The 24,559-nt window shown below is 57.7% G+C and carries 13 protein-coding genes and 1 tRNA gene; 10 read left to right on the top strand and 4 right to left on the bottom strand.

Annotation, left to right across the window (positions count from 1 at the left end):
* Positions 1-5: 5 nt before the first annotated feature.
* Positions 6-3,281 carry a TonB-dependent receptor gene (locus KFE13_RS08260; protein WP_260706690.1) on the bottom strand — a complete coding sequence of 1,092 codons (3,276 nt, stop codon included), beginning with the start codon at positions 3,279-3,281 and terminating at the stop codon, positions 6-8.
* 248 nt (positions 3,282-3,529) lie between these two features.
* Here KFE13_RS08260 and alaS point away from each other — a divergent pair, with 248 nt between their 5' ends.
* The 5 genes from alaS (at position 3,530) to KFE13_RS08235 (ending at position 11,665) form a co-directional block, all read left to right on the top strand.
* Entirely contained in the window at positions 3,530-6,211 is a 2,682-nt protein-coding gene (alaS, locus tag KFE13_RS08255; protein ID WP_260706689.1) for an alanine--tRNA ligase, read from the top strand.
* A gap of 172 nt (positions 6,212-6,383) precedes the next feature.
* Entirely contained in the window at positions 6,384-8,696 is a 2,313-nt protein-coding gene (locus KFE13_RS08250; protein ID WP_260706688.1) for an N-acetylmuramoyl-L-alanine amidase, read from the top strand.
* Between the two features lie 640 nt (positions 8,697-9,336).
* Positions 9,337-10,494 carry a DUF6599 family protein gene (locus tag KFE13_RS08245; protein WP_260706687.1) on the top strand — a complete coding sequence of 386 codons (1,158 nt, stop codon included), beginning with the start codon at positions 9,337-9,339 and terminating at the stop codon, positions 10,492-10,494.
* Between the two features lie 696 nt (positions 10,495-11,190).
* Entirely contained in the window at positions 11,191-11,463 is a 273-nt protein-coding gene (locus tag KFE13_RS08240; RefSeq protein ID WP_260706686.1) for an oxidative damage protection protein, read from the top strand.
* 125 nt (positions 11,464-11,588) lie between these two features.
* Positions 11,589-11,665 (top strand) — tRNA-Pro (locus KFE13_RS08235).
* 34 nt (positions 11,666-11,699) lie between these two features.
* Here the strand turns inward: KFE13_RS08235 and KFE13_RS08230 are convergent.
* From KFE13_RS08230 to KFE13_RS08220, 3 genes are read right to left on the bottom strand one after another with little or no spacing between them, the layout of a single operon-like run.
* Positions 11,700-14,831: an efflux RND transporter permease subunit gene (locus KFE13_RS08230; RefSeq protein ID WP_260706685.1), complete on the bottom strand. Its 3,132-nt coding sequence runs from the start codon at positions 14,829-14,831 to the stop codon at positions 11,700-11,702.
* A 1-nt stretch (position 14,832) separates the two neighbouring features.
* On the bottom strand, positions 14,833-16,011 hold the full coding sequence (locus KFE13_RS08225) for an efflux RND transporter periplasmic adaptor subunit (RefSeq protein ID WP_260706684.1): 1,179 nt from the start codon (positions 16,009-16,011) through the stop codon (positions 14,833-14,835).
* A complete protein-coding gene (locus KFE13_RS08220; protein WP_260706683.1) occupies positions 16,011-17,258 on the bottom strand; it encodes a TolC family protein in 1,248 nt (415 codons plus the stop codon). The genes KFE13_RS08225 and KFE13_RS08220 overlap by 1 nt, the downstream gene beginning before the upstream one ends.
* Before the next feature lie 281 nt (positions 17,259-17,539).
* Here KFE13_RS08220 and KFE13_RS08215 point away from each other — a divergent pair, with 281 nt between their 5' ends.
* The 5 genes from KFE13_RS08215 (at position 17,540) to KFE13_RS08195 (ending at position 24,509) form a co-directional block, all read left to right on the top strand.
* Positions 17,540-18,622, top strand: a complete 1,083-nt coding sequence (locus KFE13_RS08215) for a sensor histidine kinase (protein ID WP_260706682.1) — start codon at positions 17,540-17,542, stop codon at positions 18,620-18,622.
* Positions 18,623-18,625: 3 nt separating this feature from the next.
* Positions 18,626-20,038, top strand: coding sequence for a sigma-54-dependent transcriptional regulator (locus KFE13_RS08210; RefSeq protein WP_260706681.1), 1,413 nt, complete (start codon positions 18,626-18,628; stop codon positions 20,036-20,038).
* 46 nt (positions 20,039-20,084) lie between these two features.
* Complete coding sequence (locus KFE13_RS08205; protein ID WP_260706680.1) at positions 20,085-21,695, top strand: arylsulfatase; 1,611 nt, start codon at positions 20,085-20,087, stop codon at positions 21,693-21,695.
* Between the two features lie 256 nt (positions 21,696-21,951).
* Positions 21,952-22,827: a c-type cytochrome gene (locus tag KFE13_RS08200; protein ID WP_260706679.1), complete on the top strand. Its 876-nt coding sequence runs from the start codon at positions 21,952-21,954 to the stop codon at positions 22,825-22,827.
* Positions 22,824-24,509 carry an acido-empty-quinoprotein group A gene (locus KFE13_RS08195; RefSeq protein ID WP_260706678.1) on the top strand — a complete coding sequence of 562 codons (1,686 nt, stop codon included), beginning with the start codon at positions 22,824-22,826 and terminating at the stop codon, positions 24,507-24,509. Before KFE13_RS08200 ends, KFE13_RS08195 begins: the two co-directional genes overlap by 4 nt.
* Positions 24,510-24,559 lie beyond the last annotated feature (50 nt).

Below are 24,559 nucleotides of genomic sequence, written 5' to 3'. Positions count from 1 at the left end.
GGTCGCTAAAAAGTCAATTTACCGCCCAGCTGCAGTGTACGCGACGCTCCATTGGTTGCCGTGATTGTTCCAACCGTCTTGGCGTTGGATACATTGGCTGCCGGATTATTGAAGGTCGGATGATTGAAGACGTTGAACGCATCGACGCGAATCTGCAGGTTGATATTTTCATGTAGCCTTGTTGTTTTTGAGACAGCAGTATCCCAGTTCTGATAACGCGGTCCCCACAGCATGTTGTAAGCGGAGTTCCCATATAGAAAATCCTGCGAAGGATTCGTCGCCGGATTCACGAAGGCTGCCGTGTTAAACCATGCGCCGAGAGTCTTGCTTCCTGGATAAAGTGGAACCCCATTGTTGCGGAAGGCGCGGCTCGATATTCCCCCCAGTTGACTCGAAGCTTTTGTAACCGAGAAGGGGCTTCCGGACTGAAAGGTCGTAATCCCGGAGATCGACCATCCGCTAATAAACGTGTTGGCAAATCCACTCGTGGAGCCGAAAAAGAGTTTGTTCTTGCCGAAGGGAAGCTCATACGCGTAGCTCAGTTGCAGCTGGTGAGGACGAATGGTGCCTATATTGCCGTAAGAATCATTCGTATGCAGCGAGTTCTGAAAGTTTTCTGTGCCAAGAACCCGGATGTACTGATACTCGGCATTGAGTGTGAATCCGTTGGAATACTGCTTGTGCAAACCCACCTGCGCAGCATTCGAATTCATGCTGAAGATGGGAGCGTCATACCAATAGATATTGGAGAAGGGTTGAATCGGCCTGTTCGGCTGTACAGCGCCAGCAACCGGCACAAAAGCGTTCAAATCGGGATTGACGTTGCCGCCGCCATGGTAGTTGTTCTGCTTGAGCGAGCGTGATCCCACGTAGCCGACCCGAAGCCCGAAGTTCCACGGCAGCTGGCGTTCGACAGCAAGATTCCACTGTTCCTGGTACGGGGTAACGGGAGACTTCTCCGTCGCGGCTACGGGGTTGGTTGCGACGGTTCCAGAGCCGGGGAAGGGATTGCTCATCGTAATAGCTGGCACTGTCGACGAAGTTTGCGAGTAAGTCTGCACGGAATAGAAAGGCAGGCCCGTGAAGACAGGGTTGCCGGAATCAAGCGTGGGGAAGAGGTTGTAGTAGATGCCGAAGGCGCCGCGAACAACCGTCTTTGGTGTGACAGAGTAGGCGAAGCCGAAACGAGGCGCGACATTATTGGTGTCTTGGCCGAGGTAGCTCCAGATATCCGATGGCAGTCCAACATTGGGAGCCAGCACTACAGGTACTGAAGCAATGACCGAAGGCAGTGCGGCCGCAGGCATCTGCTTAGCGAAGACGACGATCTGCTTAAGTGACGGGACGAACATCGAATTCAGCCCATAGGGATTCGACTCCTGCCATTGAAGGTCATAGCGGATGCCCATGTTCAATGTGAGCCGTGGAGTGACACGCCAGTCGTCCTGAATGAAGGCGGCATATTGCGGTTGCAGGAAGCGAATTGTCGAGGCAGGAGGGTTGGCCTTCTGTGTTTGCGTAGGATAGCCGAGGATGAAATCTGCGTAGGCCGCACCTAGATTTTGTGCGCCCGAGACCTTGGAGCGTGTGTACTGCCCGTTGAAGTTGAATGCGCCACGTTGCGGCGAGAGGACGGCCTGGTTCCAGTGGTTCGAACGCAGGAAGGAAAAACCGGTCTTGACGCTGTGATTATGCAGTACCTTCGTGACGATGAAGGTGAGCTGGAAGGTCTGATCGAGGTCCTTAGAGCCCTGCTCTGCAACTGAGGTAATGTTTGAGATCGTGAGTTGTGGAGCGCCTTCAAGTGGTTGAGGGCCGAGTCCCGGAATGATCGAGGCGAAATCTGTCTTGACGTTCTGTGGTGTTCGGTAGATGGGAACGTGGTTATACGAGCCGATGAATTGCGTAAGAAGCGTGGGAGAGAAGATATGCGTCCATCCCACGATAGTGTTCATATTGCGTTCGCCGATGCCGGCCATTCCGCCGAATTTACTGGTCGCTCCGAGGGAGGGATTGGGACCGAATAGACCTGCAATGTAGCTGGCGAAGACGCTGTCTTTAGATGAGATGCGGTGGTCTAGCCGGAAGCTGAATCGGTCAACGTCTTCAGCAAGCGGGACATTCTCAACCAGGTTCGTTGAGGTTCCAGCTTTGTTCGGTAGGGGAAAGAGAGCATTCTGCAGCGCAAGCGAAACAGAGTTCAGGCGTGATGCGGGAATTTGGTTTCCCGGAAATGGCGTTTGCGTGAGCGGGTCGATGATGGCATCGGAGAACTCGGAGAAATCGCCATTCCGTTCACGCGCCGTTGGCATCTGGCTTGAGAGGGTCGAGGCTTGGCGTCGCCGGAAACCCTCATAGTTGAAGAAGAAGAACGAGCGGTCACGTCCGTCATAGAGATGCGGGATCGAGATGGGTCCGGAGAAGTTGCCGCCGAACTCGTTGCGATTGTATTTCGGCAAAGGGCTTGAGCCGGCGAAATAGTTCTTCGCCGCAGTGACACGGTTGCGATTGAACGCGAGCAGCATGCCATGATACTGGTTGCCGCCGCCGCGGGTGACGACGATAACCTGCGTGGGTTGCGCGAACTCCGCCGGAGATCCGGTCGTCATGGTCTTGAACTCACGAATACCGTCGAGTGGTGGATACTCGCCGTAACCGCGCTGCAGAAAGGCGCTGGTGTTGGTCGCACCGTCGATGGAGAAACCTGCCGATCCAAACGCGGAGGCCCCGCCAACTGACGGGGTAATGCCATAGACCGGGATGGAGTCCTGCGATCCCGCGTTTTGAATGCCGGGCGCCAGCGCCATCAGTCCGGTGATATTCAGGCGACCGTTGAGCGGCGTATTGGTGATGGTGGCACTATCAATGACCAGGCCTACCGAAGAGTCTTCGGTCTGGATCGGGGGAGCCTCTGCCGTGACGGTCACCTTGTCGGTTTGCGATCCGACTTCCAGTACGGCGTTAATCTCGGCCTTCTGGTTGATCGCAAGCGTGAACTCCTGCTGGTAGGTTTTGAAAGATGCCAGCTCTACCGTGACGCGATACCGGCCCGGCTGCAGAAGAGGAATATTGAACTCGCCGTTGGCAGTCGTTGTCGCGACGCGATCTTCGTTCGTCTCGAGCCTCCGGGCAGTCACACGAGCGCCGGAGAGAACACCGCCGGTCGAGTCGCTGATGACACCGGTAATGGTTGCCGTGATGCCTTGAGCATTCAGACGATCGGGAACAAGGAGCATGAAGCCGAAGAGGATGAGGAAAAGTCTGGCAACGCGGGTCATCATGATGCCTCCTGAAGAGATCGAATCGTTAGTTGTAGTTCCGAACAGGCGGACAGTTTGTTGCTGCTACGTACTAAAGGGAGTCGCTTGGTTCGACTAGAAACTCTAGGCCCGGCGAAAAAAGTTTGTCAACGAGACAGAGCCTTTCGTGTAACTGTTCCATTCGCTTTGTGACGAAATTGGAAAAGCACGCCCCTGCCCGGACGGGCCTCGGCGGGAGAGACGCATATCGCTGATAGACTTAAAAGCCTATGAACTACAGGTCGGGAAGCCAGATTCGCGAAGATTTTCTGCGTTTTTTTGAGAGCAAAGGGCACCGCCGCGTGCACTCGTCGTCGCTCGTTCCAGCGAACGACCCAACGCTCCTGTTTACCAACGCAGGCATGAACCAGTTTAAGGATGTCTTCCTCGGGCTGGAGAAGCGCGAGTATTCGCGAGCGACGACTTCGCAGAAATGTGTGCGCGCCGGCGGTAAGCACAACGACCTGGAGAACGTCGGCTTTACGCGTCGCCACCATACCTTTTTTGAGATGCTGGGTAACTTCAGCTTTGGCGACTACTTCAAGAGGGACGCCATCGCCTACGCCTGGGAGCTGCTGACCTCGAAGGAGTGGTTCGGCATCGACCCGGCCAAGCTGTACGTCACCATCTTTGAAGGAGATGAGTCGGTCCCGCGCGATGCGGAGGCCTATCAATACTGGCTCGATGTCGGTGTTCCTGCCGAGCGCATCTTCGAGCTTGGCGCAAAAGATAATTTCTGGGCAATGGGCGATACCGGCCCATGCGGCCCTTGCAGCGAGATTTATTACGATCTCGGAAAAGAGGCGGGCGAAGATCCCTCTGTCGATCGTCCCTTCGGCGAAGACGAGCAGCGCTATGTCGAGATCTGGAACCTTGTCTTCATGCAGTTCGACCGCACGGTGACTCCTGGCGGCTCGCTGCTGACCCCGCTGCCCAAGCCTTCGATCGATACTGGCATGGGACTGGAGCGTATCGCGTGTGTGCTGCAGGGCGTGCTGTCGAACTTTGAGACAGATTTGTTCACGCCGCTCATCAACCGTGCTGAACAGCTCACGCATCATAAGGTCGAGTCCGATCATGAGATCGATGCACGCTCGCGGGCGTCGTTGCGCATCATCGCCGATCACGCTCGCGCGGCGACGTTCCTGATCTCTGATGGCGTGCTTCCTGCCAACGAAGGCCGCGGCTATGTGCTGCGCAAGATCATGCGTCGCGGAATCCGCCACGGTCGCCTGCTCGGTCAGGAGAAGCCCTTCATGCACGAGATGGTCTACGCCGTGCGTGATGAGATGAGTGCGGCCTATCCGGAGCTGAAGGAATCTGCCGATCGCGTGGCGAAGGTTGTCCTCGCAGAGGAGCAGCAGTTTGCTCGCACGCTGGAGCTTGGTCTGCGGCAGATGAACGAAGAGACGCTGCGTTCCGGTGCCGCTGCGTTCCGGCTTTACGAGACGTTCGGCATGCCGCTTGACTTCATGACGGATGCGGCACGCGACGCGGGCATTCCTTTCGATATGGAAGGCTTCGAAAAGGCCCGTGCGGAGGAGCAGGCCCGTGCACGCGCCTCGTGGAAGGGCGGTTCGCAGAAGACGGCGGCTCCCGTCTATCGCGAGCTGGCGAAGACCGAGTTTGAAGGCTATTCGTCGCTGAAGGTCGAGGGCGCAAAGATTCTTGCGCTGGTGAAGGATGGTGCTGGCGTTCCTGAGCTGAAGGCTGGGGAATCCGGTGAAGTCGTGCTCGACGCAACCAGCTTCTATGCGGATTCAGGCGGACAGGTTGGCGACATCGGCTGGCTCTACTCCGACGATCACAATACGGTGGTTGCAGACGTGAGCGGAGCGACCAAGCCGGTGCAGGGCATCTTCGCGCACAAGGTGAAGGCACGCGAGACGCTGGCTGTTGGCGATACGGTCGATACGGTTGTCAGTGCGGAGAACCGTTATGCGACGGAGCGCAACCATACGGGAACACATCTGCTGCATGCTGCGCTGCGTGAGGTTCTGGGCAAGCATGTGAAGCAGGCCGGTTCGTTGAACGACGCGACGCGCCTGCGTTTCGACTTCTCGCACTTTACTGGTGTGGCAGAAGAAGAGATGCAACAGACCGAAGACATCGTAAATCAGCAAGTGTTGAAGAACACGAAGGTGGAAACGCTGGTCGATGTGCCGATCGATGTAGCAGTCAATGAACTGGGCGCGATGGCGCTCTTCGGCGAAAAGTATGGCGACCGCGTGCGCGTGGTGAAGATCGGTGACTTCTCGACCGAGCTCTGCGGTGGCACGCACACCGGAGCGACCGGGGAGATTGGTCTACTGAAGCTGGTTGGTGAAGGCTCTGTCTCGAGCGGCGTGCGCCGCATTGAGGCTGTGAGCGGGACAGGTGCGTTGCATGAGTTCCGCCGCGGCTTCGATGTCGCCCGCGTTGTTGGTTCACTGGTTGGTGCAAGCGAAGCTTCGCCTGCGGACGCACTGAAGAGCAGGATCGCAGCGCAGGAAGAGGAGATGAAGAAGCTGCGTCGCGAGCTGGAGCAGGTGCGGATGAAGGCCGCGTCCTCTTCAGTCGCCGATGCGGCTTCGTCGGCGGTCGAGGTAAAGGGCGTGAAGGTGCTGGCGCAGCGCGTCGATGCTCTCGACAAGAGCCAGATGCGCAACCTGGTCGATGAGCTTCGCGGCAAGCTGGGTTCGGGCGTTGTGGTGCTTGGTTCGGCGGCTGAAGGTAAGGTTTCGCTGATTGTCGGCGTGACGAAGGACCTGACAGGCAAGGTGCAGGCAGGCAAAGTTGTCGGACAGATTGCTGCGCTGGTTGGCGGCAAAGGTGGCGGAAGACCGGATCTTGCCGAGGCCGGCGGAAGCGATGCGGGTGCGCTAGATGGCGCGTTGAGCAAAGCTGCTTCTGTTGTCGAGAGCTTTATCTAATTATTGTTATTGTGTCGCTTCGATCTTGATGGAGGCAGAGAGTGTGACTCTCTGCCTTTGCCTTGTTAAGGAAGAAGTTGCAGGAAGTTTGCGGGGAGTATCGCGGGGAGTACCCGCTCGGTTTTCACAAGTGTGTGTGTGCTTGGAGCCTCTTAAACTGAGGCAGATGGTAGTGTGCAATAAAGTGCGGAGTCTCGGCGTGTGGTGCGCTCTTTGCGCTGCAGGATTGAGCTGCGCGCATGTTGTTGCGATGACGCCGTCGAAGACGAAAAGCGCAGCAGCACAACGGCGCGTTGTGATCTCTCCGTGGCAGAAGGCGACGGAGGCGCGAGAGAAGCTGGAGGCGATTCCGGCAGCGAACCGCACGCGTGTGGATTATGCGCAGGCGCTCGATGCATATCGCACGATTTATCACGATGACCCGCAGAGTAAATATGCTGCTGCCGCGGTGAACGCTGTCGCTGAACTGTTGGCTTCGCAGGGGCGCGATCTGAACGATGCTAAGAGCCTGAAGGCTGCGATCGGCCAGTATGAGTTTTTGCGAATGCAGTATCCGGGCAGCTCGCTGCGTGTAGGCGCGCTGCTGGCGCAAGGGCAGATCTATGAGAACGACCTGCACGATGCTGCGGCTGCTCGCGAACGGTATCAGATGCTGGTGAAGCAATATCCCAGCAGCTCGCATGCGGAGGAGGCGAAGGCCGGACTTGCTTCTCTGGACCGTGGTTCATCGTCGGCGAAGACAACGCGCTCGGTTGCGAAGCCGCAGCGTGAAGAGTCAGCGCAGGCGATGACGAAGGCTTCGGCCTCGGATGCAGTTCCTTCGAGTGGTTCATCTGCGAAGCATTCGAGTGGGTTTGCGCCGATGGCGACGACCGGCGCTGCGGCCTCGGAGACGGATTCGCCGGTGGCGCGTCGCGGAACTGCGGCTCCAGCGACGGCTGCTGTGGATGCGAGCGACGATGCGGCTGAAGTCCCTTCACCGGCTTCGTCGCAGGCTACGGTTTCCCATGTTGCGACTGCGAGCAGGCGCGGTGGACTGGCGCAGGTGACCGGCATTCGTCATTGGTCGACGCCGAACTATACGCGTGTAGCGATCGATCTGGGCGACGATGTGACGTATGAAGCGGCGCGGGTGCCGAATCCAGACCGGATCTATTTCGATCTTCATGGAACTCGACTGGCGCAGTCGCTTGTGGGGAAGAATTTCACGGTAACGGACGACGGCTTTCTGAAGAAGATTCGCGCGGCGCAGTTCTCGAACGACATGACGCGCGTGGTGCTGGACGTGAACGATGTGACGGAGTATTCGGCATTTCTGCTGCCGAATCCTTACCGCCTGATCATCGATATTCATGGCAACAGCAACCCGCCGACGCAGGTGGCTGCGAATCATGATGCGGCTTCGGGTGCGCCGAGCGCTGCGGTTCCTGCTCCACGAACGGCTGCGGAGCAGAAGACGACGTCGAAGCGGCCGGTTCCGAATTCGATTGCGACGGCGAATGCCAGCTCGGCGACGGATGTTGCGGAGGTGAGCGCGCAGCCGGGGCGTCAGGATGCGACGAGTGTTCCGACATCGAAGCCGATTGCAGCGGTTGTGCCGGGCAGCAGGTCGCGCGGTACTTCGGATGAAGATGTGACAGCGTCTGCCGGCGTTACGATGCCGAGCTCGCGCAGGAGCAAGCGATCCAAGGCGGCAGACAGCGATCCGGCGACTCCGGCGCGAGCCGCGGTTCCGACGGCGGATGGGCAGACGTCGCTGGTGCGCGCGCTGGGCCTGAAGATCGGCCGTATCGTGATCGATGCAGGGCACGGCGGACATGATTCGGGCACGCTGGGCGTCGATGGCATCCAGGAGAAGGACGTGGTGCTGGACGTTGCGCTGCGGCTGGGCAAGCTGCTGCACGACAGGCTGGGCGCGGAGATTATCTACACGCGCTCGGATGATACGTTTATTCCTCTGGAGACGAGGACGGCGATTGCGAACAAGGCACAGGCGGATCTGTTTCTTTCGATCCATGCGAACTCGTCGAGCGATGCGAGCGCGCGCGGCGTCGAGACGTATTACCTGAACTTTACGTCGCAGCCGGATGCGCTGGAGGTTGCGGCGCGTGAGAACGCGGTGAGCGATCAGTCGATTCATCAGCTGAGCGATCTGGTGAAGAAGATCGCGCTGAAGGAGAAGATCGACGAGTCGAGAGAGTTTGCCTCGGACGTGGAGTCGAGTCTTTATGCGGGATTGCAGCGCGGAAATTCCGGACTGAAGAACCGTGGCGTGAAGAAGGCTCCGTTTGTGGTGCTGATCGGGGCGAATATGCCGTCGATCCTGGCGGAGATTTCGTTTGTGACGAATCCGAAGGACGCCGAGCAACTGCGGCAGCCGGAGTATCGGCAGCGTGTTGCAGAGAGCCTCTATAAAGGTGTCGCTAAGTATCAGGGCGGGTTGGGCGGCGCCAGAGGATCGGTAGAGCAGGCCAGCTCGCGGTAGACCCCCCTCCCCCCATCCATTTCCATAAAATTATCTATACAAAAGACTTACGCGGACTCTTCGATGCAAAATATTCCATCGAAAGGAGTTAACTGAGAAATCCTAGAAAAGAAATGGGTTATGGCTTTTGAGGTCGGCTCTTCAGTTTTAGATTGCCCCCTGCTTTTCTGATCTGTATTTAAGTTTAGCGAATCGGGGAAAACTAATCGGCAACTTTTTTGGCGTCTATCTCTCATTCTTTCAGCGGTTTGTAGAAAGAGGGGGCTTGACAAGTATGGCGGGGGCGATCTCCGCGCTCTTTGGCTGGAGCTGACGCAGCTCGTTCGACTGTGCGGCTACGCCGCTTTGCTCCGGTTGCCGCTTCCTGCTTCTTCTACGACTGTTCTCTTGCCACTCCATCTTTGTTGTCTCGGGCAGTCATAGCGGACCTTGATGACGACGAGAGCAGGGCGTTGCGCTATGCGGGATGAAATGTTCGATGGATGCAGGCGGAGGTTATGGATGCATTGGCTCGGAATGAGACTTCCTGCTTAGCCGGGAGCTTTTCGGAGCTGCGTGGAGTCTAAGTCTGTATGGGCCTGGCGTGTTCGCGCGGGTGTTTGCGGTTGGTGTAATCTGGCCGGTAGCGGGCGGTGTTTTTATGGTTGAGAATGAGCGTCGGTCTTCGTTTTTAGCGCAGCTGGTTTTGTCGGCGGTGGTTGCCGGCGGAGCCGTGGTGGCTGCGCATGGGCAGGATGCGAAGACGACGCTGGTGGAGCCTCCTGCACCTCTGCTGCCGCTGCAGGTGGGGGATTGGGTTCGTCAGCCGGATGATCCGGCAGCGCAGCCGGCCAATGATGCCAGGACCGAGACCATTCTGACTGAGGACGGGCTGAAGCGCAGCGAGCATGCGGTCTATCGTGTGGGGAATGCCGGGCCTGCGGTGACGGTGACAGCGCAGCAATTTGTGGACGCGACGGGCGCGCATGCGGCATACAGCTACTATCAACGGCCGGGGTCTACGTATCGCGGCACGGGGCTGGGCAGTGAGACGAGTGCGAGCGCGGAGGGATATCTGTTCCGCAGTGGCGCGAGTGTGGTTGAGGCGAAGGGGCCGCGGGGGGCGAAGACGGAGGCTCTGCTGAGCGGCATCGAGGTGCGGCTGCCGAAGGTAGCGGGTCCGAAGGGGCTGCCTCCGCTGCTGCCGACCTATCTGCCGGAGAAGGGGCTGGAGCGTGAGAGCGTGAAGTATGCCCTGGGGCCGGTGAGCTATGAGGCGATGGGCGGGGTGCTGCCGGGTGCGATTCTTGGGTTCGACAAAGCTGCCGAGGCGGTAACGGCGAAGTACGCGGGGAAGGGGCAGCTGACGATGCTGCTGTATCCAACGCCGCAGATTGCGGGCGACCGGCTGCGGGCGGTGGAGGATGAGGTTCATAAGCGCGGTCAGGGGGCGGGCACGGTGGTGCTGCGCCGGGAGGGGCCGCTGGTCCTGATGACGTCGGGGGATTGGGTGCTGGCGGAGGCGAAGTCGTTGGTGGAGGGGATCCATCCGAAGGCTGAGGTGACGTGGAACAAGCAGATGCCCCTGGAGTTTCACACGGAGGTTCGCAAGACGTACAGCCTGCTGACGAGTATTGCGATCTTCTGCGGATTTGGCGCGCTGGCGGCGATTGTGCTGGGCTTTGGGTTGGGGGCGGGCCGGGCAGCAGTACGGGTGCTGCAGGGCAAACCTGCGGCCAGCGAGCCGGAGTTTCTACGGATCGACCTGAGCGGCGGACAGACGGCGATCCATGCGGATGGGCCGGGGAGTCAGCAGTAGAACCTGGAAGGTGGACTAAAGGCCGCCGAGAGCCCGAAAAGGTGCACAGAGGGTGGTGCAACGGGGATGCTAAGAGGCTGATTAGAAGATGTTTTGAAAGTTGCGCCTACCAGTAAAAGCGAAGATATGGAGAAAATCGGTTACCCTGTTATCGTTCTGGTAAACAGGGTAACTGGTTCTAAAATAATGATTTAGTGGACGGGGCTTTAAGCCTTGACACGTCATTTTGCCAACCATAGTATTTCGCCAGAAAGTTCTGATGGCTTTGCCTCCGTTGGAACTATTCTCCCTAAAGAAGAGGCTGCCCTGTTGCCGGGCGGCCTCTTCACGTTTTTGGGCGCGATTGCCGATGAGTACCAGAAGCACGTTACGAAAGATGGAAGAAGATGTGGCGCGGGCGTGATAACGCGGGGGAAGGCGCCGATCAAGTGAGTGTCGGGAGAGGTCTATCGCTCTCCTCGAAAGAGACACTCGATGATTCATACAGTGATTGTGATTGTGCTCTTCCTGGTGTTGCTGGTTTCGCCGTGCGTGGTGGCAAGCACCATCAACATGGAAGAGGAAGACGCCAACTGGCGTGAGTGATGCGCATACGGGAAGACGTTGGTCGTTGCCATGCGCGAGGAGACGTGTGCGTGGGGCAGTGTATGCGCGATTCGTCGTAGAATGAACTTCTGAGAGGAGTTCAGCAGACGCATGGCGCATATGGTGTTTTGCACGAAGTATAAGGCGGAGATGGAAGGGCTGGACGAGCCGCCGTTCGATTCGGATTTTGGGCAGAAGATTTATAAGAACGTGTCGAAGAAGGCGTGGGGCGAGTGGGTGGAGCGGCAGAAGATGCTGCTGAATGAGTATCGCCTGCAGCCGTGGACACGTGAGGCACAGGAGTTTCTGGTGGAACAGATGAATGACTTTTTCTTCGGCGAGGGTGGTGCTCTGCCGAAGGAGTATGTGCCGGAAGCGAAGTAAGGCGGAGAGACGTAAAGGATTTCGGCGGCTGCGTGCGCGTGGCTTCGAACAGGTGCTCTCAGTGATACACTAAGGTCTGCAAGATACCCCAGCCGCGATCCTTCTGGATTGCGTGCAGAAGAAGTCGGGACGTGGCTCAGCCTGGTAGAGCGCACCCTTGGGGTGGGTGAGGTCGCTAGTTCGAATCTAGTCGTCCCGACCATTTTTCTCAATCAGTTTCGTGGCCTTTGTTTCTGTCATTCGGCAGGTGCCTGCTTCTGCCTTCCTTCGAAGGTGGCGTAGAGGGCGGGTAGCAGCAGGAGGGTCAGGGCCGTGGAGCTTAGCAGGCCTCCGATGACAACAATGGCCAGAGGGCGCTGAATCTCGGAGCCGGGGCCGGTGGCGAAGAGAAATGGAATCAAGCCTAGTGCTGCGACTGTGGCTGTCATCATGACGGGGCGGAAGCGCATGCGTGCGCCTTCGCGAACGGCGTCTTCCTGCGAGAGTCCTTCCTGACGGAGCTTGCGGATATAGGAGACGAGGACAACTCCGTTCAGCACAGCTATCCCCCAGAGTGCGATGAAGCCTACGGATGCCGGAACGGAGAGATACTCGCCCGAGAGAAAGAGGCCAATGATGCCACCGATGGAGGCAAGGGGGAGCACAGTAATGATGAGCGCAGCAAAGCGCACGGACTGGAAGAGAACGAAGAGCAGAAAGAAGATGGCTGCGATGGTAATGGGCACGATGATCATCAGGTGGTGGAGCGCGCGTTCCATATTATGGAACTGGCCTCCCCATTCGATGTAGTAGCCGCCAGGCAGCTGTACCTGTTCGTCCACCTTCTGCTGGAGCTCTTTGACGTAGCCTCCCAGGTCGCGATCCTGCACATTGACACCGACGACGATGCGGCGTTTACCCATATTGCGATTGATCAGCGCGGGGCCCTCGACGACTTTGACGGACGCAAGATCTTTAAGTGGAATGCGCGGGCCATCGGGGGAACTGATGAGCAGCTCGCGGATATCTTCGACGGAGTCGCGCAGGGGTTGCGGGAGACGGACGACGCCGGAGAAGCGGCGTTCGCCTTCGTAGATCTCGGTTGCGGATTTGCCGGCGATGGCTGTCTCGATGACGTCGTTGACGTTGGCGGTGTTCAGGCCGTAGCGTGCGATGGCTCCGCGGTCGATGGAGATGGTGAGGTACTGCTGGCCACCGACGCGGTCGATGCGTGTGTCCTGCGTTCCCTGAATGGCTGTGGCCGCCTTCGCAATCTGGTTTGCTTTATCGACTAAGACATCGAGATCGTCGCCGTAGAGCATGACGGCAACGTCGGCGCGCACTCCGGAGACCATCTCGTCGACGCGGTCGGAGATCGGCTGCGACATGACGAGATTCAGGCCAGGCATGACGGCGAGACGCTCGCGAATCTGGTCGGAGATCTTATCCTGCGTCATACCACGCGGACGTTTGTCGAATGGAGTGAGCGAAGCCAATACATCGGCTTCGTTGGGGCCGGCGGGATCGGCAGGGGATTCGCCGCGGCCTACGCGGGAGACGATGTTTTCGACGCCGGGCACCTTGAGCATGGCTTGATGCATCTGCTGCTCCATGCGCAGCGATTCTTCGAGCGAAATGTTCGGCACGCGATCGGCGTTCGGGGAGAGTGTACCTTCCTGCATCTCGGGAATGAAGGAGGTACCGAGGAAAGGGAAGAGGCCAAGCGAGCCGAGGAAGAGGGCGAGCACGATGCCGGCCATCAACTTGCAATGCCCCATGGCCCAATTGAGCATGCGTGTGTAAGGACGGCGCAGTATGCGCACAAGCCATGTGTCGTCTTCCGATCCACCTTTGAGGAGGTATGAGGAGAGCACGGGCGAAAGGGTGAGCGAGAGCACGAGCGAGATGGCCAGCGCGATGGCGATGGTGTAGGCCAACGGTGCAAACATCTTGCCTTCCATGCCCTCGAGCGTCATCAGAGGCAGGAAGACAAGAATGATGATGGTGACGCCGAAGAGCGTGGGCGTTGCTACTTCCATCACGGCGGAGAGAACGAGGTTTAGCTTCGATTCTTCAGTCGTAGCGCCGCCATGGTGACGGGCATGGCTCAGGCGGCCGAAGACATTTTCGACGACGACGACGGAGCCGTCGACCATCAGGCCGATGGCGATGGCGAGTCCTCCCAGCGACATCAGATTTGCAGAGAGGCCAATTTTGTTCATCACCAGAAAGGTGAGGAGGGGTGTCAGCAGAAGATTGGCGCTGACAATAAGCGAAGAGCGAAGGTCGCCGAGAAAGAGAAACAGAATGATGACGACAAAGATGATGCCTTCGGCCAGTACCTCCGTCACGGTATGAATGGCGGCATCGACGAGCTGCGAGCGGTCATAGTAGGGGACGATCTGCAGGCCGCCGGGAATCATGTGACGGCGGTTGATTTCGGCAACGCGCTCTTTGACGCGGCTGACGATCTCTTTGGCGTTGCCTCCACTGGTCATCAGCGCGACGCCACCGACGGCTTCGGTATAGCCATTCTTGATCATGGCCCCGTAGCGAACTTCGGTGCCGATGCGAACTTCAGCGACGTCGCGAATATAGACGGGCGTGCCTTTGGATTCCTTCAGCACGATATTGCGAATGTCGTTGATGTCGCGGATCAGGCCGACGGAGCGGATCAGATATTGCTCGGCGTGTTGCGGCAGAACGCCGCCACCGGTATTGGCATTGTTGCGTGAGAGCGCGTCGCGAACGTCGTTGATGCTGAGATCGTAGTAATGCAGCTTCTGGGGATCGACGAGAGTTTCGTATTGTTTGACGAAGCCTCCGGTTGAGTTAATCTCGGCTACGCCGGAGATGGAACGCAGCAGAGGCCGCACGACCCAGTCCTGCAACGTTCGCCGCTGAATCAGCTCGTCGCGCGTAAGGACGTGATGGGATTCGGCTTCGCCCGGAAGCTCGAGTGTGTACTGATAGACCTCTCCAAGCGCGTTTGTAATGGGGCCGAGGACAGGTGTGACTCCCTCAGGCATGCGATCGCGAAGCTCGGCCAGGCGTTCGGACACCATCTGCCGCTCACGATAGAGATCGCTCTCGTCGCTGAAAACGAGCGTAATCAGTGAGAGTCCGGGCTTGTTGAGGGAGCGCATGTCGGTCATGCCCGGCAGGCCCGTCATCGCGATTTCAATGGGAATGGTGACGAAGCGCTCGACTTCTTCGGGTGATTTGCCGGCGGCTTCTGTTGCGATCTGCACCTGTACGTTTGCAACGTCGGGAAAGGCATCGACAGAGAGGCGCTGCGCCGCATTGAGTCCGAACCCTACGAGCACAACAGAGACGACGACAAGGATCAGACGCTGTCGCAGAGCGCCTTCAATGATGGAGCGGATCATGCTATTTCGCTCCCTTGATAGCGTTCTGCTTACGCTGATTGTTCAAGTGAAAAGCACCATCGAGTACGATGCGGTCGCTTTCCTGCAAGCCTGCGAGCACGACGCGGCGGTCGTTGGTCTCATCACCCAGCGATACTTCACGGAGAAGATATTTTTCTGGCGCGCTCTGGACGAAGACGAAATCTTTGTTTTCTTCGCGCACGACAGCGGTATTGGGAATTGTGAGCTTGCGATCTGTTCGTCCGACGAAGGTCATGTTGGCAAGCTGATCGGGTTTCAGCTGTCCATCGGGATTGGGCGCATCCATTCTTACCGCGACGGTGCGCGTTGCGGGATCGACGATGGGAGAGACGAAGGTCAGTCGTCCGCGAAGCTCTTTTTGCATTGCAGGAATGCGGGCGGTGACCTCCATGCCCTGATACAGGCGCCCCGCGTCTTCTTCAGGAACATTGGCGACGATCCACACGGTGGAGAGGTTTGCAATGGTGAAGGCGAGATCCGCAGGCTGGACAACCTGGCCTATGGTGACCTCGCGTTTTAGAACCGTGCCGGCGCGGGGAGCGACGATGGGATAGTCGGCACTGAGTCGATGCGAGTTTTCGAGGTCGCGTATCTGCTGCGATGTCATGCCGAGGCCGCGAAGCTGCGTGCGATAGGATGCGGCCTCTGTGTCTGCCTGCAGGAACTCGGCGCGGCGGCGCTCCAACTCGGCATGGCCGATGACGTCGGCTTCGACGAGCTGTTCAGCACGCTTGACGGAAGTTGCTGCGAGATTGCGCTGCGACGTCGCCTTGATGAGCGCGAACTGCGTGTCGGAGAGCGAGTTGCTATGCAGAAGTGCGAGTGTTGTGCCAGCCTTTACCGCTTGCCCTTCGAAGACAAGCAGATTAACGATGCGTCCAGCGACAGGAGAGCCGACCTGTGCGATATCGCGCGCGTTTGTCTCCACGCGCGCTGCAACCTGCAAGGTTCCTTCCACCTGTTCATAAGACGGAGCGCCAAACTTGAGATTGCCCGCAAGCGATGGCGTAACGGCCACCTCGTTGGGGTTTGTGATCGCGGCAGACGGTGGCGCCTCTTGCGGCCTCGATTTGCATCCTGTGACCGATGCGATCAGGAGCGCTGTGCAGAGGATTGGAATGGCGCGGCGTGAGGTCGTGACAAGGATGGAAGAGTGCATCAGGGGTTCGCTCCGGGCGCGACTGCGCCGAGTTCTTCAAGATCGATGAGGGCTGCCTGGCGTGCGAACTGCGCATCCAGCAGATCGGCGCGAACGCTTTGCAGAACGCGCTGCGCATCGAGCACCTCAACGATGCCGCGCTCGCCGAAACGATATGCTGCTTTGGCCGCATCGACTGCGCTTTCTGCTGCGTGCAGGGATCCAGCCTCGAGAGACGTGGTCTGTTGATCGGCTAACTGGTATTGCTCGTAGGCCCGCTCCAGCGCGGCGATGATCTCGAGTCGTCGTTGATGCAACACAGCATCGCTCTGCCGGATGCTTGCTTGTGCCTGGGCGATCTGGCTGCGGCGGCGATCCCATAGTGGAATAGGGATCGTGATTCCTGTTCGCCAATAACGCAGGTCGGGCTGATTCTCAAACTCGGCGAAGGCCGTAGGCTGCGGAATGCGCAGAGCACGTTCGTAATCGAAAGAGGTTCGGCTAGCCTGCAGGTCTGCCTGCGATTGTGAGATAGCGGGGTGCTGGCGAAGGATCTGCTCTCTAACCTGCTGCAGGGGAGGAAGCGAGATGCGTGGCGCAAGATGGCCGGTTAGGTCGAGGTTTGTTTCCGGTGGTGCAGCAATGGCAGCCCGCAATAGAGCGATTGCATTGGCGTATTCGATCTGGGCGCTGCGAACGGCGAATCGTGCACGCGCAAGCTCAGCTTCGGCACGGGTCAGTTCCAGGCGACCCTTCTCGCCCACGTTGACTTCGACTTCGACACGATGACGGAGATCGTCAACCAATTGCAGGTTGTCCTGGGCATAACGAATCTCTTCTTCGCGACGAAGCGCATTGTAGAAAGCGTGTTTTACGTCGGCGGTGACGGAGAGAGCGATTGCCTGCTGACCATAGCGCGCGCTTGTGGCCATGGACTCCGCAACGCTTCGACGCAGCCGTCGTTCGGAAGGAACTTCGAGCGTTTGTGAGGCGGCGTAATGTTGCAGTAAGCCTGGAACGCCGGGCGTCGCAATGGGTCGAGCATATTGTCGTCCACCGAAGACCTCGACAGATGGATTCGTGTAGGCGCGGCTGATGCCGATGGCGGCGGTGGCTTTGTCTGTAGCGGCGGAGGCCTCATGTAGACGTGGGCTGTTGCTCTGCGCCATAGCGAGAGCATCTGCAAGAGTAAGCGGCTGCTTGCCAGCCTGAGCAAAGGCACAGGGCGCAAGGAGCAGGGAGAAGATGGCTAACTGCCGAAAGATCACACTCGTCTAAAGGCAATTTCCAGGCCAAACCAAATTCCAATAAACAGACCGTTTTCAGGCATAAGGGGTGTACCAAATGGGACATTTGCTGTTCCATATGCAGCACTTTTTGAGTGCTTCTGAGAGATAGGAGCGTGATTTAGGCAACCTCAAGCTGGCGTTGAAATTGCTCTAGCTCTCTCTGCATGGCTACAACGATGCTCGCTTCTCATACGTCATCCGGTATCTCGGCAAGATCGCTCGATCCATCGAGGTATCTGGCGGCATGGGAAAATAATGAGATGCAGCGAGTTGCCTCCAGCCTGCGGTCTACACGCGCCAAAGCAGTGTTGATTGTTGTCCTCGTGGTGACGCTTGCAGTATTTATCTGGATCATTCCACCGCGGGCTGTGGTGGTGCATAACATTCTGCACCACTTGAATATTCTGCCTTTTATGCTCGCGGGGATGTTCTTTGGCTGGCGCGGAGCATTGAAGACGATTCTGCTTGCGGCAGTCCTGCAAGCGCCTTCCATCGTCAGGCACTGGTACAAGGCGCGGGTCGATGCTCAAGACCAGATTGTTGAACTGAGTACATTCGGCGCGGCTGGCACGATTGCAGGTGTGCTTGCCGATCGGGAGCGCCTGCAGCGCCGAAGAGTTGAGAGCACCAAGGCAGAGCTGGAGCACGTGTATGTTGAGTTGCAACAGAACATCGAACAGTTGAAGAAGACGGAGCGACTTACTGCTGCGGGCCAGCTTTCCGCCAGCCTCGCGCATGAGATTCGCAATCCTCTTGCCAGTATCAGCGGAGCCGCAGGTATTCTTGCGCGTGGGCAGGCATCGGCTGAGAGTCGTGGAGAGTGCCTGGAGATTCTGACAAAAGAGTCACAGCGCTTGAATAAACTGCTTTCGAATTTTCTGGAGTTTGCGCGTCCTCGTCTGCCAAAGATGCAGCGCATGGCTCCTGGGGAGATCATTCACTCCGTCGTCAGCCTGGCGCAGCATGCCGCTACGCATCAGCAGAATCCTCTCAGGCTTGAGATTGATACGGAGCCGCGTGAAATCCTCTGCGATCCGGAGCAGATCAAGCAGCTTCTGCTGAATCTTGTTCTCAATGCGATGCAGGCCAGTGCGGCAGGAAGCCCGGTGACGTTGAGAAGTTCGGTGCAGAATGACAGGCTTTGCATTGAGGTCTGTGACGAAGGAAAGGGAATCGACCCGGCAGCTCAGGCCCGCATCTTTGAGCCGTTTTTCACGACGAAAGAAAATGGCACGGGGTTAGGACTTGCGATTGCCGCGCAGATTGCGGTGCAGCATGGTGGCTCGCTCGTCTGTTATTCCAATGGGCCTCGCGGCACGATCTTTCGCATGGAGCTGCCATGACTGATGCCAGACCGGCAGGAGGCTATTGAAGTGAAAGCGAACCACATTCTGGTGGTGGATGACGATAGCAGCCTTCGGCGCGTGATGAAGATGCAGCTTGAGGAGGCTGGCTACTCTGTTTCGGTGGCGGCTGATGGCGATGAAGCGTGGCAGATGCTCCAAAGTGCGGAGCCGCGTCTTGTTGTCACGGACCTACGTATGCCGATTACGGGGCTGGAATTGTTGAAGCGGATCGCGGAGGCGGGCATGTCTACGACCGTCATCGTGGTGACAGCCTTCGGCACAGTAGAGACCGCTGTTGAAGCCATGAAGATGGGCGCGTATGACTATGTAACCAAGCCGCTCGATTTCGATGCCTTGCTGCTTGTGGTGAAGCGTGCCATGGAGCGCCAGAACCTGATGGAGGAGGTTCGCACGCTGCGCTCTGCGCTCGACGAGCGATATGGTTTTGACGGTATTGTCGGACGCTCCAAGGGATTGCTGCATGTGCTCGATCAGGCATCACGCGTTGCGAAGACGGATGCGACGGTCTTGATCGATGGCGAGACAGGCACGGGCAAAGAGCTTGTCGCGCGAGCGATTCATCACAATAGCCGGCGTAGCGCGCGTCCATTTGTCGCTATTAATTGTGGGGCTATTCCTCGAGAGTTGGTTGAGTCGGAGTTGTTCGGCTATACGCGAGGCGCATTCACCGGCGCGCTCGCCAACAAGCAAGGCCGTATTGAAGCGGCGGATGGCGGTACGCTGTTTCTTGATGAGGTTGGCGAGCTTCCACTCGATGCACAGGTAAAACTTTTGCGTGTGTTGCAGGAAGGGGAGCTTGCGAAGTTGGGAGCCAGCTCTCCAGTTAAAGTCGATGTGCGTGTGATTGCTGCCACCCATCGCAATCTGCAGGCAATGGTTGAAGACGATACGTTTCGCGAAGACCTCTTCTACCGGCTTGCGGTCGTGCCGCTTCGGCTTCCTCCTCTCCGCGAGCGTAAAGAGGATATTCCTGAGTTGATCGACGTGCTGCTGGAGCGAGCGAGAAAGCGGCATGGCGCAGAGAAGGTCCGGCTCACTCCGCAGGTGCAGCAGCGCCTGATCAGTTATCGTTGGCCTGGAAATGTACGCCAGCTGGAAAACGTGCTGGAGCGGCTTATCGTACTTGCTTCGTCCGATGTTATCGATGTGTCTGAACTTCCAGAAGAGCTTATCGATGTGCCGGCGAATAACGGCCTGCGTTGGCCGGATCTTCCGGACGAAGGCATCAGCCTGGAGGCGGTGGAGCGCGATCTGATCAGCCGCGCACTGGAGCGCTTTGGCGGCAACCAGACACAGGCAGCGAGATTTCTCGATATCAGCCGAAGAACATTAATCTACCGGATGGAGAAATACAATCTATCGGGTACAGATTCAGGTGATATGTCTTCGTAGTCTCTTCTATATATAGATAGAGAGTTTTTTGTGAGGGGTCAGCAGCATGGATCGAAGGAAGTTCCTGGGACTTGGCGGCGCCGCTTTACTGCAACCGTCTGGTGTTGAGGCGGTGGCCCAGACGAATCGGTCGTCTGCAGCCGCTCCAGCACAACATCGAACTGCGCAGGCGCGGCCCAATATTCTGATGGTGATGGCCGACCAGTTGCGTGTGGACTGCGTGGGCGCCTACGGAAACAAAGCGATCAGGACGCCGAACCTGGATCGCATCGCTCGCGAGGGCATTCGTTTTCAAAATGCATATACTTCGACGCCCAGCTGCACGCCGGCGCGGACGGCTCTCATGACGGGCCTAAGCCCCTGGGGACATGGAATGCTCGGGTATTCGAACATGACGACCAGGCCCTATCCGGTGGAGAAGGCGAGTGCCCTGGCGAAGGCCGGATACTACACGACTGCTGTCGGCAAGAACCACTACTACCCGATTACGAATCCGCACGGCTACCACCACATGGTGACGGATGAACACTGTTCGTACTGGTTCCATAAGCGCACGGGGAACCAGATGCAATCGTATGAGCCACGCTGCGATTACGAAAGCTGGTTCTGGTCGCAGAGGCCCGATGCTGATCCGCACGCTACGGGCCTTGGCTGGAACGACCAGCCCGCAAAACCGTTTGTGTATCCCGAAGAACTGCATGCCACGCACTGGACGGGCACGACTGCGGAGCGATTTTTGCAGCAGTATGACCGGGAGGAGCCGTTCTTTCTGAAGGTCTCCTTTATTCGGCCACACAGCCCATACGATCCTCCAAAACGTTTGTTCGACAGCTATCTCCATGCCGATCTGCCGAAGGCGCGTGTTGGCGCGTGGGCTGGAAAGTATGCGCCGCTCTCCAGCGATCAGGATGACCGCTGGCACGGGAAGCTTTCTGATGAGGAGATACACCGTTCGCGCGCAGGGTATTACGCCAGTGTCACCTTTGTGGACGAGCAGGTTGGGAGGCTTCTGGCAGTGCTGGAGGAGAGAGGCATGCTCGACGATACGATGATCGTCTTCTTCTCCGACCACGGCGATATGCTTGGAGACCAGAATCTCTGGCGGAAGGCCTATGCCTATGAGCAGTCGGCACATATTCCGCTGCTGCTTCGCCCGGCACGGATGCAACAGCTTGGCTCCTCTGGGCAGACTTTCGAACAGCCTGTGGAGATCCGCGATCTGCTTCCTACATTCCTCGATGCTGCTGGAGCGGAGGTTCCATCCTCGATGGAAGGCAAGAGCCTGTTGCAACTTGTCAGAGGTAAGGGACAAGGTTGGCGCCAGTGGATCGATCTCGAGCACAACATAACGTACGACGCTACGAACCACTGGAATGCGCTGACAGACGGCAAATGGAAGTATATTTTCCATGCTTACAACGGCGATGAGCAGTTGTTCGATCTGACGAGCGATCCTGAGGAAGCGACGGACCTGTCAAAGGATCTGAAGTATGCTTCCGAGTTTGAGATCTGGCGTCAGAGGATGGTCGAACATCTGTCGGTGCGAGGGCCGCTGTGGGTGAAAGATGGCAAGTTGATGGTGCGTGAAAAGGGGCAGCTTCTCGGGCCCAATTTTCCAGGCTACGCTGCGGAAAAAGAGATTGCCGGCTGGATCTGAAGCGATGTTCAGCGAGTGAACATGTAGGTAATTTGCCATATTTCGGCGCATCCTTCATGCGTCCTTCCTGTACATACAACTTGTCCTCATGCTACAAAGGCTTATCTCCGGGATGACCGCACGCTACTTGTATTCCGGAGAATACTCATCGAAGTTGCAGGCGTTCTGATGGCCTCTGCCAATAGGTGGCGAGGGAGATCTGCATTCGCAATTTCGATTCATGCAGACCAAGTTCGCGTTAGCAGGCAAGGATTGAATGGGTAATCGTTATTCTCGCTATATGGCTGTGAGCACGGCGTGGGTGGTTGCTGTCGGTGCGGTTTGCTACTTCGGCGGATTGAAGACGGCATCGGCCGCTGGTGCACAGGAGCAAAGACCGTCCTCTTTCAACTCCGGCCAGGTGCGCCCAGCGGAAGATCCGGCAAAGGTGATCCATGGCAAAGCTCTCTATGCAATCAACTGCCAGGCGTGCCATGGACAGGACCTGCGTGGCGGCGATATGGGCGGCCCGAATCTTCTGCGATCACAGGTAGCGCTGACCGATCAGCATGGAGAGCTGATTGTCCCCATTATTCAAGGCTCTCGCATGTCACAGGGGATGCCGAACATTGGGTTGAACGATGAGGATGCAGGAGCGGTCGCAGCCTATATCCGTTCGGTGATTGGCACGATCGGCAGCCAGGGTACGCCTCCTGGAGAGAAGGATAAGCCGAAGCTGAATATTGTGGTTGGTGATGCGACGCGGGGCAAGGAATATTTCGCTGCCCATTGCGCAAGCTGCCACTCGGCTACAGGTGACCTTAAGACAATCGCGACAACTTATCCCGAGCCGATGCAGCTGCAGGCAGCCTGGGTTGCCGGAGGCGGACGCAATCGTAGTGCGGTCAGAAAGGCACCGACGGTCGATGTTACGGTAGCTCAGGGCAAGAAGATCTCTGGCGAGTTGGTGCGGATCGACGACTTTCTTGTGACGCTGAAGCAAAGCGACGGCACGCAGCGCACATTCGCGCGAAAAGGCGCTATGCCGGTCGTCGTAGTGCACGATCCGATGCAGGCGCATCGGGATATGATGCCTCGCTATACAGACAATGACATTCACGATGTAACGGCTTACCTGGTGACTTTGAAGTGAAACGAACCTATACGCTCTCGATTGCATCCTTGCTTCTCTCCTCTGCCTTCTCTTTCTGTCAGGGCAGCGGAGTTGCACCTGAGGAGTTGCTGAAGCCCCTGAAGAACGATTGGCCCACCTACAACGGCGACTACACCGGCAAGCGCTACAGCGCGTTGACACAGGTGAACCGTCTGACGGTGAAGAACCTTTCGCTGGCATGGTTCTCGCGTATGACGCCGGGCAGAGACGCCGCTGCGCCTTCTGCCAGAGGTCCGCAAGGACCGCAGGTTCCGTTGATCGTCGGTGGCGAGGGGCCAGACAATATCAATATTCGTGCGGGATCGATCAAGGGATCCGTGCTCGCTGTGGATGGCACGTTGTACGTGACGATGCCGGATAATGCATGGGCAATCGACGCACGCGATGGGCACCAGCTGTGGCACTACTTCTGGAAGACCAAGGGCGGAACACATATCGGTAATCGCGGCTTCGGCATGTGGAACGGATATCTGTTCATGGAGACGCCAGACGATTACCTCGTGTCGCTCGATGCGAAGACGGGCAAAGAGCGCTGGCACAAGATGATCGCCAATGTGGAGGAAGGTTACTTTGCGACTCCGGCTCCGATCGTGATTGGCAATCATGTGCTGGTGGGGATGGGCAACGACATCGACTCACCGGGGTTCCTGCAGTCGTTCGATCCGGAGACGGGCGAGTTGCAGTGGAAGTTTTATACGGTGCCGATGAAGAAGGGCGATCCCGGTGCGGATACATGGAAGAGCATCGATGCGGCTCGTCATGGCGGGGCCCAGACGTGGATTACCGGAGCATACGATCCGGAGACGAAGCTCTATATCTTTGGAACCGGGAATCCAACACCGGCCTATACGACGGGACTGCGCGGCGATCTGGATAATCTGTTTACCTGCTCACTGATTGCAGTGAATGTGGATACAGGGAAGATGGCTTGGTACTTCCAGACATCGCCGCATGATATGCACGACTACGATTCAGCGCAGACGCCGGTTCTGATTGACGGTGTCTTCAAGGGCAAGATGAGGAAGATGGTGGCGACCGCGGCGCGTAATGGCTACTACTTCCTGGTGGACCGTGTGACCGGAGAACATCTGGTGACTGCGAAGTACGGCGAGACGACGAACTGGGCCAAGGGGCTGACTCCCGCAGGCGGCCCGAAGCGCGATCCGGACAAGGATGCAACCGTGGCCGGCTCGCTCGCTTCACCGAATTCCGGCGGGACTATTAACTGGGAGCCTGTGACGTTTTCTCCAGTTACGAAGCTCTTCTATACCTACGAGGACGATTCGTTCTCGATTCTGCATCTGACCGATACGGACCCGCGCGGCTCGATGGGGCTGGGTGGCAAAGAGGAGATGTACGTTGGCGGCACCGGCAGTTATCTCAGCGCACTGGATTACCGGACCGGCGTAGCGCGTTGGCGTCATAAGTTTTATAGCTATGGCGGGCTCGGCGGTGGCGGATTGCTGTCGACTGCCGGTGGGTTGGTGTTTACAGGAGACGCAGCAGGTAACCTCGTGGCTTTCGATGCTGCCGATGGTAAGTTGCTATGGAACACGCGCATCGGAAATATCTCCAATGCACCGCAGACGTTCGAGATGGATGGCCATCAATATGTGATCTGCGCATCGGGCGATACGCTGTGGTCATTCATTCTGCACTGATGTAGTGAACGATTTTTCGATTTCAAGGGCACGGCAGAGAAGTGGGTAAT

The sequence above is a fragment of the Edaphobacter flagellatus genome, assembly GCF_025264665.1.
Classification (GTDB): Bacteria; Acidobacteriota; Terriglobia; order Terriglobales; family Acidobacteriaceae; genus Edaphobacter; species Edaphobacter flagellatus.
Note: the sequence above shows the minus strand (reverse complement) of the source record. Positions and strands in the feature narration are given on the sequence as shown.